Raw genomic sequence first — 14,643 nt, 5'->3', positions numbered from 1 at the left:
TCGATTGCTTTTGAGGTCAAATAGTGAACCCTGCGAAGTGCGGGGCATTGAATGGTCAACAGTTTAGTCGATTGTCTCCTCCGACAGTTGTTATCTTGCAATGAATGAAAGCAGCTTGTCAATCGATTGCATCGCTGCTTTTTGCCAGTTTTCTTTTCTTCAGGGCTTCAAGGTCTCGACGAACCAGGCGGTCGCCATCTCGGCCGCCTTTTCCACCTTCGACTTGTCCGAATAAAGCGTCATGTGGCTGGTATGCGGAAGCACTTCGAGCTTCTTCTTGTTCGTCGGAATCTGGTTGAACGCATTGATCTCGAGATCCCACAGCGTCAGGTCATCGCCTTCCGCGACGATCATCAATGTCGGCGTGTCGTAGATGCGCCTGACGAACGGACCGACGTCGTAATTCAGGAGCAGGTCGACGGACTCCACCGTGCTCTTGTTCTCATACAAGGGAGCTTCCGTTTCCTTGATCTTCATGAATGTGCGGACTGTTTCCGGGAACGGCCAGGACGAGATCTCCTTCGAGGAATCTTCCGTCGCATGCGGCAGGTAGAGCCGTTCGCCGGGCTTCTCGTAACGCAACGCCCGGTCCTTCAGGATCAGATCCCAAAGCGCCCGGTATTCCATCGTGCCATGGGCGCGGCGCATGTTCTCGTATCCGTCGACCACCGGAATCTGGCTGACGATCGCCTTGATGCGGGGATCGGTTGCGGCAAGGATCAGCGCGTGGCCGCCTGAATAGGAGATGCCCCACACGCCGAGCCGGTCCGGATCGACGTTCTCGTGGCGCTCCAGGAAACTCAGCGCGTTCTGGTAGTCGCGAATCTGCGCCCAGGGGTCAAGGTGCTGGCGGTTGTCGCCGTCCGATACGCCGAGATTGCGATAATCGAAGATCATGGCGTTGACGCCGGCCTCGGCGAAAGCCTGGGCATAGACCGGCATCACGATCTCGCGGACATAGCACCAGCCGCCCGCAAGCACCACGGTAGGCCGCTTCTCCGTGGGGTGCCCCCGATAGAACCATGCCCGGCAGGTTGCGCCCTCCGACTGGAATTCGACATCCAATCTTTCGACCATTTCACTCTCCTTCTTGTCTTAATGGATGATTGGCTTTTCTGGTTATGAAACGCGCTAGCTGCGGTAGCAGACCTCCCGGACGGCCTCAGCGATCACGTCCGCATTCGGAATGAGGGATCGTTCCAGCTTTGCGTTGTAGGGCATCGGCACTTCCTCCATGCCGATCCGCGCGACGGGAGCGTCCAGATAGTCGAAGGCCTGTTCCATGATCTGCGCTGAGATCTCCGCTCCGCACCCGTAGGAACGCCATGCTTCATGCACGACCACGCAACGGTTCGTCTTCTTGACGGAATCGACGATTGTCTCCATGTCGAGGGGACGCAGGGTACGCGGATCGATGACTTCCGCATCGATGCCTTCGCGCTCGAGTGCGCGCGCGACGGAAAGCGCTGCATCGACCATCGCCATGGTCGCAACAATCGTGACGTCTTGTCCCGTCCGCTTGATATCGGCCTTGCCAATCGGCAGCGTGTAATAGGCCTCCGGAACCTCGCCATTGCTGCGCTGATAGAGCAACTTGTGTTCGATGAAGACAACCGGATTGTCGTCCGCGATCGCGGCTGCAAGTAATCCCTTGATGTCATAGGGGTTCGAGGGTGCGATTACCGTCAGACCCGGTATGCAGGCAAACCAGCTCTCCAACGACTGCGAGTGCTGCGCGGCAAGCCGAAGCCCGCCGCCTTGCGGCCCTCTCACGACCAACGGCACGCTGGATTCGCCGCCAAGCATAAAACGCAGCTTCGCCGCCTGGTTGACGATAGCATCCATCATGTGGGTGATGAAGTCGAAGAACTGCACCTCGACCACGGGCCGCAGACCGGTGAGGGCCGCGCCCACGGCGGCATTGATGATGGCGTTCTCGGAGATCGGCGTGTCGCGGACCCGCTTCGCACCGAAGGCGTCGTAGAGGCCCGCGGTGCACTGGAACAGGCCGCCGATGCGGCCGACATCCTCGCCCAGCAGGATAACCCGCTCATCCCGTTCCATCGACTGGTGAAGCCCTTCGCGGACCGCCTCCACATAGCTGATCGTCCGGTTTTCGGAAGCCGGCGCTACGATGACGGGCGGCGCCTGCATCTGTACCGCTTCCGTCAGAATATCGATTGTCGGCTCCGCGGCTTCCATGGCCCGCTCGACGGCACTATCGATCTCGTTGTCGGCCCGGCCGCGGATTTCGTCCAGCGTTGACTGGCCCACCTGCCGCTCAGACAAGAGCTTTTCGGCATGGACGATCGGATCTCGGTCACGGCGCCAACCTTCCTCCTCCTCCGCCGAGCGGTAGGATGGAAGATTGCTGCGCATGGAATGATCGCCCCAGCGATAGGTCATGCATTCTATCAGGCTGGGCCCGCCTCCGGCCCGCGCACGTTCGACTGCGGCGCCGACCGATGACATGACAGCGATGATATCGTTTCCGTCGATCGTCTCGCCGGGAATGCCGTAGGCCGGCGCCCGTGCAGAGATCTGAGGCACGGCAGAAGCCTGTTCAACCCCGAGCGACAAGCCATACTGATTGTTCTCGCAAAGAAAGATGACAGGCAGCTTCCAGAGTGCGGCAAGATTGAGCGACTCGTGAAAGATGCCTTCGTTTGCCGCGCCATCTCCGAAGAAGGAGATGCAGACCTGGTCGGTGCCGCGGATCCGGGCGGAAAGACCGGCGCCGGTACCGATTCCGATGCCTGCCCCGACAATGCCGTTGGCGCCTAGTATTCCGCGCTCCATGGCGGCAATGTGCATGGAACCGCCGAGGCCGTGTCCGTAGCCGGTCACACGACCGAGAAGTTCGGCCATCATCCGCTCGGTATCGGCGCCTTTGGCGATGCAGTGTCCATGTCCGCGATGATGCGACACGATGTAGTCGTCGTGCCCGAGCATCGCACAGGCGCCTACCGCGATCGCCTCCTGGCCTACGCAGGAATGCGCAGTTCCCTTAATTGTGCCGGATTCGAACAGCGCTTCGGCGCGCTGTTCGAATCCCCGCACCCGCAGCATATCGAGATAGCAGCGTTTCAGTACGGCCATGTCCGGGGCGGACGATTGCACCGTGGTATTACCGCCGTCCCGATATGCAGGGGCGGTCATGAGAAGAGGCAACCGCCGTTCACATCGATCGTCGCGCCGGTAATGTAGTTGCTGTCAGGCCCGGCGAGGAAATTAATCGCATCCGCGATTTCCGAAGGATATGCTGCGCGTTCCAACGGGATCTTGTCCCACTCGATCTTCTTCATCTCCTCGAAGGTGATGTTACGCTTCTGCGCCTCTTCGTTCAGGGCATCGAGATGCATGCTTGTCGCGACATTGCCGGGCGCCACCGTGTTGACGCGGATCTTGTCTTTCGCCAGTTCGTCCGCGGCAGTATGAGTCAACGAAATCAGGCCGGCCTTGGACGCGCAATAGGCGCCAAAGAAGCCGTGACCGCTCTTGCCGTACCAACTCGACACGGTGACGATCGCCGCTCCGTTTGCGGCCCTGAGCGCCGGAATGAAGTGCTTCATCAGAAGCATGTTGGCGCGCAGATTGATGTTAAAGACGCGGTCCCACTCCTCGATCTCGAGGTTCTCTATGGCGCCGACCTCCTGCAGTACGCCGGCCACGAGGGCGAGCAACTTCAGCGGCGCGCCGATCTCTGCCACGGCGGCGTCGATCGCTCCGTATTTCGAGGGATCGGTGATGTCGGCGGCGACGCCGATGACCTTCTGGTTTCCGGGAGATTCCGTCGATGCGGCAACGTCCCTGATTGAATCGTCCCGGTCGACCAGGACCAGCGACCAGCCCTCCTTGAGCAGGCGTTCCGTAGTGGCCTTGCCGATGCCTCCGGCTGCGCCGGTCAGCACTCCCGTACGCGCGCTCATTGCAGGATCATCCCGCCGTCGATCAGGACGACCTGGCCGGTCATGTAATCGCTTTGCGGCGACCACAGGAACTGGACGGTACCGACGACGTCGGCGGGCTTGGCTACACGACCGAGCAGGATCTGGCCGGCAAGCGCCCCCATCGCTTCACCGGGAGCGGAGCTCGCACCCATTTCGAGCAGATCGGCGTCGAGCTTTTCCCACAGCGGTGTGTCGACAACACCGGGGCCGAAAGCGTTGACGGTGATGCCGTTGCCGGCAAGCGCCCGTGCAGCCGCCTGGGTCAAGCTGATGACCGCGGCCTTGCTCGCCGAATAGGGGGCGAAATCCGGGAATCCGGACCGTCCAGCGATCGATGCCGTGTTGATGATCTTGCCCTTGACGCCGTCTTCGATCATGGCCTTGGCGGCCTCCTGGATGCCGATCAGAACGCCAAGCGAATTCACCTCGAGAATGGCACGCCAAATCTCTTCGCTTGCGTCGAGGAAAGGCTCGGGCTTGTTGAAGCCTGCATTGTTAATCATGACGTTGATCGAACCGAAGGCCTTGCGGCAGGCGTCGACAGCTGCCTTGACGTCACCACGCTTGGTGACATCGGTCTTGGCGAATGTGACCTTGTCTCCGAAATCCTTCGAAAGTTCTTCGACCGTCTTGTTACCCACTTCCGGATCGACGTCCGCAATGACGACGCCGAAACCGTCCTTCAACAGGCCTATAGCCAGTTCGCGACCGATGCCGCGTGCTGCGCCTGTGACGACGGCGCCTCCCTTTCCGTTACTCATGGTTTTATACCTCCATTGTTACTGTTGGGTTTGGATTGGACTCGAGGCGACCTTCGACCCGGCCGTAGCCGCCTGTCTCCGCCTTCCGAGGCCGTAGTCGAGCAGCAGCATGGCGAGCAGGATGCCGCCGACCGCGATGCTTTCGAACGAGCCGGGTATGCCGCCAAGAGCGACCGCAGAGGCGATCAGCCTGATGATCAGCGCCCCGAGCAGCACATTGATGACCGTTCCGCGCCCGCCTTCCAGCGGAACGCCGCCGACCACGGCGACCGTGATGCCAGCGAGCAGGAAATTCTCGAATCCGAGACCCGATGCGGAACCTGAACGCAAGGCGGCGAGAATGCCCGCGATTGCGCCCAGAACAGCGGAGCCGGCAAATGCCGCCATGTAGACGCGGGTCGTGGAAATACCCGATCCCCGCGCTCGTTCAACATTGCCGCCGACGGCGTACATGGACAGCCCCAACCTGGTTTGCCGCATCGCCAGCCCGACGATTCCAATGATGACAAGGCAAATGACCCCGAGAAGGGTGAACGGTCCCCATTGTGCGACCAGAGCGTCGGAAATCCAGAACATCTCGAATGGCAGGATAGCGGGCCGATCGGGCGTCATCATCAGCGCGAGACCGCGCAAACCGATCAGCATGCAGACCGTCAGCACCAGCGAGTTCACGCCGGTGCGATCGATGATGTACCCGACCAGCGATCCGTAGACCCCGGCGACGGCGAGAGCGACAACGATACCGAGCGCGATCGACACGCCGGCAAGCGTCAGGGCGATGATGGCGGACACAGCCGCGACGGAAGCGACTGCGAGGTCGAGCTGGCCGACAACCATGGTCAGCATGATCCCGGTGCCGACGAGGCCGATGAGACCGACATTCTCGATGATCGATCCCGCATTGGGCACGGAGACGAATCCCGGAATCGTTGCCGACAGTCCGATGAAGAGAAGCACACCGATGGCGATCCGGTCCTGAAAGTTCGCATCCCTGAGGAAAGAGAAATTCATCGGCCGCGACTCCGCAGTATCGTCATGAAGATGAGCACGGCCCCGGCCAGAAGGCCTTTCAGCAATTCTCGCGCTCCGGCGTCGACGCCGAGCAGAAGCATGACATTGCTGAGCATGGTCAGCACAATTGCCCCGTAACCGGCGCGCCAGAGCTGGCCCTCGCCGCCCTGGATGGCGATGCCGCCGACGAGAACGGCAGCAACTACATCGATGGTCAGGCCGCGAAACATGTCGCTCTTGGCCTGTGAGACCTGCCCGACGACCAGGATACCAACGATGGCTGCGGCAAGCGCTGCAACAACAAAGGCGATCATCACGATCCGCTTCGTCGGGATTCCAACGAGTTCAGCGGCTTCGGGATTGGCTCCGGTCAGCACCAGCTGCCTGCCGATCTTCGTTCGAGACAGGAGAAACGAGCCGATGGCAACGAGGATCAGGAATATGATCGCCTGATTGGGAACACCGAAAGTGGTTCCGCCGCCTAGCCAGGCGATCGGATTGGGATTGAGCGTGATCGTACGGTTGTCAGCCAGCAGTACGACGGCGCCGAACAGGGCCGAACCAAAAGCAAGTGTCGTGACGATCGGGTTTAACCCGCGCGAAACGAGATAGCCCTGGATGAGCCCCAGCAGGGCCGACACCAGAAGGGCGGCAAGCATGGCAAGCGCAACCGGAGTTCCGGCGGAATAGAGCGCCGCGAAGACATAAGCGGATGTCACAGCCTGCTGCTCGATCGAAAGGCTGACGAATTTGCCACAGATGGTAATGGCAGCTACGCCGATTGCGGCAATTCCGGTTATCGCCGATGCCTGCACGATTGCGATGAGGTTCGGCGCCGTTCCGAACCCGTCGATCGTGAGTGCCGCAAGTACTCCGAGCGCAACGATCGGGATGAAGGGAGCGAGATCCCTCAACCACTTTCTTTCGGCCGATTTTTCATCGGCCCCGCCCTGCCCCAGGGACAGCGGGTTATCTGCTTTCGAGTCCGCCATGAGTAATCCAGGTTGCGAGTGTGTCGCGGGAAAGCTCTTCCGTGGCTGCTTCATGCACCATCCGGTTCCCGTGAAAGATCAGAACGCGTTCGCCGAAGCCAAGCACCTCGTCGAGGTCGGAACTGGCGAAGAGAACCGCCATTCCCTCTTCGGCCAGGCTGCGCAGCAGCGAGTAGATTTCCGCTCTTGCGCCGATGTCGACGCCGCGCGTCGGCTCCTCGAGAAGCAGGACTTTCGGGTTGTTCGACAGCCATTTACCGATGGAGACCTTCTGCGCATTGCCGCCGGAGAGCGCACTGACTTGCCGATCGCGATAGGCGGGCAGGATCGTCATGCGTTCGGCGATGGCGTTGACGGACTTCCGCATCCGGTTCGGGCTGACGAAACCCCAAAGGCCGGAAGCCGCAAGAGCCGGTGCGCTGAGGCTCTCCCAGACCGAACGATTATTGAAGAAGCCGTCATGCTGGCGGTCTTCCGAGCAATAGGCTACACCATCGATCACCGAAGGCGCCTTACCGTTCGAACCGCCGAAATAAACATTGCCCGTGCGGGTTTTCGATATACCGGAAATGGCCCTCAGGGGCTCGACGAGACCACTGCCGAGCTGTCCACATGTCGCGACCACTTCTCCAGGGCGCAAGATCATCGTTAGCGGCTTGACGACGTCGTCCGTCGTCACGTCTTCCAGGCGGATGACAGGTTCCGGCTGTTCGCCGGAATGGATCAGGCGCTGCGGGTAGAGTTCCTCGAGCTCCCGGCCGATCATGGCATGGACGACGCGGTTGATGCTCGCATGCTGCGTCTTGAACTGATCGGCCAGCTTGCCGTTCCGCAATACCACCACATCATCGCAGATCTCTTCGAGTTCGTTCAGACGGTGGGTGATGTAGAGAATGATCTTGTTTTCCGAAGCGAGCCTGCGCACGGCCCCGTGCACAAGTTCGATATCGTGGTCGGCAAGTGCGGCCGTCGGTTCGTCAAGAACCAGAACCTCAGCATCCTGGGCCAGCATCCGCGCGATTTCCACGAGCTGCCGTTCACCGATGGTAAGATCGGATACTGGCGTATTTGCGGGCACGCGGCCGAGGCCAAGACGTTCGAGATAGGGCTTGCACCAGTCGGCCGCCTTCCTGCGGTTGAGCAACCGCGACGAATGTGCGAGCAGAAAATTCTCCGCAACTGTCAGATTGGAGAGCACGCTGATTTCCTGTTGGACGACGGCGACGCCCGACCTGAGAGCCCGCTCTGGAGAAGAGAGATCGACCGCCGATCCGTCGAGGCTTACTTCACCGGACGAGGGCGAAATCAATCCGGATAGAACCTTGACGAGGGTCGATTTGCCGGCGCCGTTCTCTCCCAGAAGCGCTGTGACCCTGCCCCTTTCTGCGGAGAAGCTGACGCCGGAAAGCGCCTGCACCGGTCCGTAAGCCTTTGAAAGATTTTCGATCTCAAGCATAAGTAGTCGCACCAGACCAGATTACTGCCAATGGATGTTCGAGTACCGCGGCGCGCCGCGCGTCAAAGAAAGTTTGGGAGGGCCGCCCGGAGGCGGCGCCTCCTTTCAAGCGTTAGTAGACGCAGTGATCCTGGAAGGTCTCACCCCAGAGCTTGAATTCCGCCAGCTTCTCTTTTGCCGTGCCCGGATCGGTCCCGACGACAACCTGCGGGTTGGGGATGATGTTGATTTTGCTCGGCGCGGCATTGAATTCGGGCCGCGCATCCGCATCGTCAGGCGCAATGAAAGTGCCGTCCTTTACGGTTTCACCATATTCGAAGTAGCGGGCCACCACATTGATGGAGAACCACCCTTCGAGGCCGGCTGACTGTACGCCGGTGGCGAATTCCTTCGCGGACTCCAGCGCTGAAATGTCCGCGATGCAGGTCGCGCTGAACAGCAACACGTCCTTGCCGGGAACCAGACCGACCTCCTCGAGAGCCTGCACCGCACCCGTTACCGGGCCGTCGGAACCGCCATAAACGAAATCGATGCCACCACTGCGGATGCTCGGGATGAGCTGGCTCATGGCCTTGTAGCCGCTGGCGTTGTCAAATCCCGCATATTCCGACGCAACCACGTTGAAAGGCGCATCCTTGGTGGCTTCCATGAAGCCCTTTTCACGGTCGTCGCCGGCCGAATAGCCGGGGATAAACTTCAGGATGACAAGATTGCCGCCCTCACTGGAAAGTTCACCGCCCTGAGCGAGAAACGCCTCGCGTGCGGCCAGCGCGTTCTTGCCGCCGACCTGTCCGTTGAAAACGTCATCGACGCCGGCATAGGCCACGACCATGTTCTCAGCTTCGGGACGAACGGCCTGATTGACCTGGAAGACCGGCACATCGGTGCGGCTCAGACGGCGCAGGGTTGCGAGCCCCGCCTGGTTGTCGGCGGGCCACCATACGTAAGCGAGCGGCTGGTTGGGCGAATTGATACGCTGCTGAGCCTGCGCGTCCTGCTCGGTCTGATCGAAATTGTTCTCGATGATCGTGAGCTTGTAGTTGGCTTCCTCGGCAGCCTTCTCGGCGCCGCGGATCCACTGAGCCAGATAGGCATTGCTGCGGCTCGGCATCAGCACCACGATTTCCTTGCCTTCGCCGTCCAGCTTGCCGTCCGGCTCCTGGGCGTTGACTGAAAGCGGCAACGCCACCATGAGCGACGCTGCGATCGCGAGGACAGATTTTCTAAGCATAAGCACCTCCCTGCTCTTTGTTGATAACTGGAGGCATAATTGCCTAATAATGCCTTGTCAATCGATTGCAATATCAATTATCAATCGATTGCATAGTTTTTATGCAGCTTTTGTATGATTGCCAAGGATATTCATGTCAATTGATATGTGGGGCATAACAACCGATGCTGGCAGGACCCGGCGCAGCGGGGAGGACTACAACAAATGAGACGACCGAGTATGAAGGAACTCGCCCACCGCCTGGGAGTTGACCGATCCACAATCTCGCGCGCGTTAAGCCAGGACAAAGCGCATCTCGTCGCCCCTGAGACACGCGAGAAAGTCCGGCGAATGGCGATCGACGCTGGATATCGTCCGGATCTGACGGCTGCGTCATTGCGCCGAGGAAGGTCTCAGACGATCGGCGTATTGGTCGCGGACCTCGAAAACGAGACCTTTATAAATGTCATCCGAACGTTGATCGCCTCACTGAATGTGGACGGAATACCCGTGACCACACCCCTGATCGCGGAGACCCGCGATAAGCCGAACGCGGCCAGCCGGTTGATTGAAACTTTTCTTTCGCGGCGGGTCGATGCAATCATTTCGCTTGCTTCGACGGAAGCCGATGAGCGGGCGCTGGAAGACGCCTCACGCGAAGTTCCGGTCATCCTCGCAATCAGGACGCTCGCCGCTCTCAACCTTCCTTCGGCGCTGTGCGACGACCGCGAGGGCGGCGCCATGGTGGCGCGTCATCTCGTGGAGCGCGGACACAAGTTTGTCTGCCAGGTTCAGGGCCCTCCCCTCGCCACAACCTTCAAACTGCGCGCCCAGGGGTTTTCCAGGATCTGCGCCGACTTGGGCGTCAAGGAGGTGACAAAACCAATATACACGGCTGAAGCGACGCCGACGGCAGGTAAAAAAGCGCTTGATCTGGTTTTTGAATGCGAGGAAAGGCCAACCGCGATTTTCGCCCACAACGACGCCATAGCGATCGGCGTAATCGAAGCCCTGAGAGAACGTGGACTCAGGGTCCCCGGAGACATGGCCGTCGCCGGTTTCAACGATACGAGACTAGCCCAAGTCCTCTCTACGCCTTTGACAACGGTAGCCTATCCGATCCGAGAAGTCGGCGAACACGCGGCGCTGCTTTTCCACTCTCTGATCGCAGGAGAAAAAGATAAAGCTGGCAGCAGGACATTTATGCCGGAACTTATCGTTCGCCGATCAGCGTGAAGCATTTGTTCATATTGCGACTGCTCTGACGGCAGAGCCTGGTCCGATGCCATCGCTGTTGCACGAGCTCAATCGCGTTTGATCTATTTCCGCGACGGTGAACCTTCATGTCGTTAGTATCACGCGCGATACACAAGCTGTTTTCACGATTTCGACGACCAAAGCGCCTCTGGGCTGGCACAAGTTGCCATCATGTCTTGTGGATAACTCACGAGCTCCATCTGCATACCCCAAGGCGCCAGAAATTAGACCCATGTCAGGCTTTCCGATGGACCATTCGCCGCCGTCGTGGGCTCACCCTGCACAGTGACGCCATGGGCTTTGAGATGCGTGATGGCGGCCTCGATATCCACTACCATGAAACCAAGGTGGACACCTCCCACATCGCTGTTCGCCGGTGGCATTTGGAGCGCGCCATAAATTTGGTGAACGTCCGTCCACACGATCCGGTGTAACCAGTTTGGCTATTCGGCAAATGACACTCCCGACTGTCTTAAAGCTTCAAACAAGCCGCGAGTAATGTCCTTTTTCGGAGTATCATAGGCTAGCATATGCCGCACGAAGGCTGGTGACTGAACGAATTCTATTGATAGTATTGTATATCCGAATCGCATGCAGAATATTCATTTCCATCCGATTCTCACGACAACGAGCTGACCAGACTACCCCTACCCTGCCCGAAACTTTCTGAATTCAAATATGGTCGCGGTTGACTGCATCCGATCGCGCATAGTCTGCAAGAACAAGCGGCTCTGTGATCAATCAAACGAAGGTGTCTTGCCGGTGTCTTGTCAGGTGTCTTGCTTCAAACCCTTGTAGCGCAAGCGATAAGACACCAAGACACCACAAGACACCCATTTACTCACACATGTGCACGCGCGCGCGTACATGAGAGAGAGGGTGTCTTGGTGTCTTATGGTGTCTTGTTTTATATAAATGATTGATAATAAAAAGAAATATCAAGACAAGGAACAAGACACTTTTGCCTTTACAGCAAGACACCTCGCTCCGGCGAAACCATTAAAATAATCGGATCGTTTGTACGGGTAGGGATCGTGATCTGTTTCGACCAGACGATGAGGCTTTGGGAGAGCGTGCCGACGGGGATTTTCCGGAGGCGGAAACTGAGCCTAGCCGGTATGGCGCGGCGGAGGAGATGGCGCGGCGCGGGCGGCCGAAGGGCGCGTCGAACCAAAAGACCAAGGACTTCGAGCGGTATTACCAGGCGCAGGGCTTCACGGATCCGCTGGTCGCCATGGCGCAGTATCTCACCGCCGACCCGGTCGAGCTCTATCACTGGTTCTTCGAGCAAGGGACGGACGCTAAGCGCCGGCCGGGTCCGTTTGAAATAATCAATGAACAGCAAACTGTCGCGTCGAACCTCGCGCCATACCTGCACGGCAAGAAGCCAACGCAGGTCGAGATCATCGACGAACGGCTTCCGACGCTGATTATCGACCTGGGGACGAACCAGCGGTAGGAAGGCCAGCGGATCGCCGGCCAGAAGGCGCTGTCGACGGGTGAGCCGATCAAGACTACCGAGCCCAATGAAATCAATGAGTTAGAAGCGAACGACTGACGGCGTCTCACGAAATGCCGTCTCACGGTTTTGGTAAGCTGCTGATTATTCTGCATAAAGCTTCAATTATCCTGCTTATTGGGAATCAGCGGGATCGGTCCTGGTTATTCGGCAATACCGCTAAAACGGGCAGCGAGCGGCATCGACCCTGGCGGCAGTTACATCTCCCCGAATACCCGCTCGGGACAAGCCCTTCCCCGGAGCCGGGGGTACCCCGGGGTACAGGGGGTTGGCGTTCTCACACCGATCCCGATTTTGACAATTGCAAACCGGAAAGGATCGACAATTCTCAAGGTTCGGAACACACCTTGGATGTGGCCAGGGTGAGGGTCAGGGCCTAAGCTATCGATGATCCGGACGATGGCCAAATGTGTCGGAAGCCTGGAGAGCATAGATCCAGAAGGCCGTCTTGAGTTGAGACAGCCAACGAAATTCGGATGCCAATTGTCAACCGCTCGTTATTCATCTCCATCCAGGTTTAGGCGATTGCCGAAACCGCGAGCCCTGGTAAAACCTCGATGGACAGATTGATAAAACACCAGAAATAGTGCGGTACGTGGCCATAGTCAGCCAATCCCCACATCAGTGTAATTGACTATTTTTCCTGGCGTAACCGGTTGAGACGAACCGATATGTGTCCCATGGCAATGTGTTGGTTTACCCTGACCTGGAGCTTTTATCGTAGCAGGACAAGTATTGTGCGACGCAAGAGGAACGCGGGGATGGTCGATAAAGGTAGTCTTGCTATTGGTTCCGGGTCCGGCTGGAGAGATGATTTGCCACACAAACATCATCGTCCTCGCTTTGCATGCTGGTGTCTTCGCCAGTTTATTGAAGTGAGAGCAGCGCTACCTCGATCATAGACCGGAACAGCTCGACACCCACTCTGCATCCATACCCTCAATTGTTTTAAACGTTAGCCAATGATCGCGAAGAAACAGTCCGGCAATCCAACGATTTTTCAACCAGAAGAACCCATTCGAATGGACATTGCCGCTAAAATAGCATTCCCTGATGGCACCATGGGGGTGGCAGGTTTGCGCAAGGAACGTGATCGCGGCCGTCTCGTCACCGAAATGATTGCCGGCAAGGAGTACGTCACCCTGGCCGAGATTCAGCGAATGAGGGAACGATGCCGCGTCCATCGAAAGGCGCCAGACTTGTCTGGCGACGAGAAAGCCGGAAGAAGAATGGGAATATCAGAAACGCTGCCGGATGGTACATCGAGGACGGAGGAAAGCGATTCAGCACTGGCTGCGGCAAAGATGGCCGCGTGGAAGCTGATCAAAAACTCGCAGCCTACATCGCCGCCAAGTACACCCCGTCGCGACACCGAGACCGTAGTCCGGATCAGGTCAAAGTAGCTGATATCATAAGCGTATATCTTGAAGACAGGGCGCCCTTTCACAAGGACCCGAAAGAAACAGGCGCGCGGCTACTTCAGGTTCTCAAATTCTTTGGTCGCATGCATCTTTCCGATATCAACGGGAATGCCTGCCGGCGATACGCTTCAGAAGCCTCGACGCCAACAGCAGCACGACGCCAGCTTGAGGATCTGCGAGCAGCGATCAATCACTATTACGCGGAAGGTTATGTAACGGCGGTTCCAGCCGTTATCTTGCCGAACAAGCCGGTCGGACGACAAAGATGGCTGACTCGACACGAGGCTGCGCGGTTACTATGGGCTGCGTGGCGGATGAAACAGAGTTGGAAAGGACAGGAGAGCGACCGCAGAACAGGCCGACACGTCGCACGCTTCATCCTCGTTGGTCTCTACACCGGAACGCGTTCTGGAGCGATCTGCGGAGCAGCTATCAGGCCAACAGAGGGCTGCGGTTATGTGGACCTGGAACAAGGCGTTTTCTTTCGTCGTCCAGCCAGACAACAGGAAACAAAGAAGCGGCAACCTCCGGTCCGAATCCCGGATCGCCTTCTTGCACATCTGCGCCGGTGGTCGACAACACCACTGGAGATCAAGACGAAGAATCGCGGAAAGAGCAAAAACATCGGCCGGATGATCTCCGAGGACTATGTCGTCGAGTGGAGCGGCAAGCCGGTGAGCTCAGTAAAGAAGGGCTTCAAGGCTGCATGCGAAGCAGCCGGTCTAGGCTGGTATGCCGAAGACGGATTGTTTCAGACCGATGTCACGCCGCATGTATTGCGCCACACAGCAGCTACCTGGTTGATGCAGAACGGCGCTACCCTGTCGGATGCCGCCGACTATCTCGGCATGACAGAGGCTGTGCTCCGATCGACGTATTACCACCATCATCCCGATTTCCAGGCAGACGCGGCCGCACGGATTACGGCCAAGCGGCCGTTGCCGAAGCGCACCGAAAGAAGCAACGTGGTGAACTTGGGCTGACCACACCCGTATCATCATTCAAAACACCCACTGCAAATCGGCCCTGCTCAGCGAAAAGCAGCGCGCCAGAATGGCCACGAATT

General features: G+C 58.4%; 13 protein-coding genes. 4 read left to right on the top strand and 9 right to left on the bottom strand.

The window, feature by feature from the left end; all coding sequences use genetic code 11:
- Positions 1–159: 159 nt before the first annotated feature.
- The 8 genes from AAFN47_RS14055 to AAFN47_RS14020 all read right to left on the bottom strand — a co-directional run bounded on the left by AAFN47_RS14055 (position 160) and on the right by AAFN47_RS14020 (position 9,401).
- Complete coding sequence (locus tag AAFN47_RS14055; protein ID WP_499809873.1) at positions 160–1,077, bottom strand: alpha/beta hydrolase; 918 nt, start codon at positions 1,075–1,077, stop codon at positions 160–162.
- A gap of 54 nt (positions 1,078–1,131) precedes the next feature.
- Positions 1,132–3,159, bottom strand: a complete 2,028-nt coding sequence (locus tag AAFN47_RS14050) for an alpha-ketoacid dehydrogenase subunit alpha/beta (protein WP_499809872.1) — start codon at positions 3,157–3,159, stop codon at positions 1,132–1,134.
- Positions 3,156–3,929 carry an SDR family NAD(P)-dependent oxidoreductase gene (locus AAFN47_RS14045; protein ID WP_499809871.1) on the bottom strand — a complete coding sequence of 258 codons (774 nt, stop codon included), beginning with the start codon at positions 3,927–3,929 and terminating at the stop codon, positions 3,156–3,158. Before AAFN47_RS14045 ends, AAFN47_RS14050 begins: the two co-directional genes overlap by 4 nt.
- Positions 3,926–4,711, bottom strand: a complete 786-nt coding sequence (locus AAFN47_RS14040) for an SDR family oxidoreductase (RefSeq protein WP_499809870.1) — start codon at positions 4,709–4,711, stop codon at positions 3,926–3,928. The genes AAFN47_RS14045 and AAFN47_RS14040 overlap by 4 nt, the downstream gene beginning before the upstream one ends.
- Positions 4,712–4,729: 18 nt before the next feature.
- Positions 4,730–5,722 (bottom strand): ABC transporter permease, encoded by a 993-nt coding sequence (locus AAFN47_RS14035; RefSeq protein WP_499809869.1) that lies wholly within the window; start codon positions 5,720–5,722, stop codon positions 4,730–4,732.
- The gene (locus AAFN47_RS14030) at positions 5,719–6,714 is read right to left on the bottom strand and encodes an ABC transporter permease (protein WP_499809868.1); all 996 of its coding nucleotides are present in this window, start codon (positions 6,712–6,714) and stop codon (positions 5,719–5,721) included. The genes AAFN47_RS14035 and AAFN47_RS14030 overlap by 4 nt, the downstream gene beginning before the upstream one ends.
- The gene (locus AAFN47_RS14025) at positions 6,692–8,170 is read right to left on the bottom strand and encodes a sugar ABC transporter ATP-binding protein (RefSeq protein ID WP_499809867.1); all 1,479 of its coding nucleotides are present in this window, start codon (positions 8,168–8,170) and stop codon (positions 6,692–6,694) included. Before AAFN47_RS14025 ends, AAFN47_RS14030 begins: the two co-directional genes overlap by 23 nt.
- Positions 8,171–8,282: 112 nt before the next feature.
- A complete protein-coding gene (locus AAFN47_RS14020; protein ID WP_499809866.1) occupies positions 8,283–9,401 on the bottom strand; it encodes a sugar ABC transporter substrate-binding protein in 1,119 nt (372 codons plus the stop codon).
- A 204-nt stretch (positions 9,402–9,605) separates the two neighbouring features.
- Here AAFN47_RS14020 and AAFN47_RS14015 point away from each other — a divergent pair, with 204 nt between their 5' ends.
- Positions 9,606–10,616 carry a LacI family DNA-binding transcriptional regulator gene (locus AAFN47_RS14015; RefSeq protein WP_499809865.1) on the top strand — a complete coding sequence of 337 codons (1,011 nt, stop codon included), beginning with the start codon at positions 9,606–9,608 and terminating at the stop codon, positions 10,614–10,616.
- A gap of 245 nt (positions 10,617–10,861) precedes the next feature.
- Here AAFN47_RS14015 and AAFN47_RS14010 read toward each other — a convergent pair whose 3' ends face one another.
- On the bottom strand, positions 10,862–11,020 hold the full coding sequence (locus AAFN47_RS14010; RefSeq protein ID WP_499809864.1) for a VOC family protein: 159 nt from the start codon (positions 11,018–11,020) through the stop codon (positions 10,862–10,864).
- Positions 11,021–11,700: 680 nt separating this feature from the next.
- Between AAFN47_RS14010 and AAFN47_RS14005 the strand changes: the two genes are divergently transcribed.
- The 3 genes from AAFN47_RS14005 to AAFN47_RS13995 all read left to right on the top strand — a co-directional run bounded on the left by AAFN47_RS14005 (position 11,701) and on the right by AAFN47_RS13995 (position 14,560).
- Positions 11,701–12,096 carry a hypothetical protein gene (locus AAFN47_RS14005; protein WP_499809863.1) on the top strand — a complete coding sequence of 132 codons (396 nt, stop codon included), beginning with the start codon at positions 11,701–11,703 and terminating at the stop codon, positions 12,094–12,096.
- A 1,022-nt stretch (positions 12,097–13,118) separates the two neighbouring features.
- Positions 13,119–13,559, top strand: a complete 441-nt coding sequence (locus AAFN47_RS14000) for an excisionase (protein WP_499809862.1) — start codon at positions 13,119–13,121, stop codon at positions 13,557–13,559.
- A gap of 101 nt (positions 13,560–13,660) precedes the next feature.
- Positions 13,661–14,560, top strand: coding sequence for a site-specific integrase (locus AAFN47_RS13995; protein ID WP_499810093.1), 900 nt, complete (start codon positions 13,661–13,663; stop codon positions 14,558–14,560).
- Positions 14,561–14,643 lie beyond the last annotated feature (83 nt).

It is taken from the genome of Hoeflea sp. CAU 1731 (genome assembly GCF_039888615.1).
Lineage (GTDB): Bacteria > Pseudomonadota > Alphaproteobacteria > Rhizobiales > Rhizobiaceae > Flavimaribacter.
The sequence above is the reverse complement of the archived record's forward strand: the minus strand, read 5'-3'. Positions and strand labels throughout refer to the sequence as shown.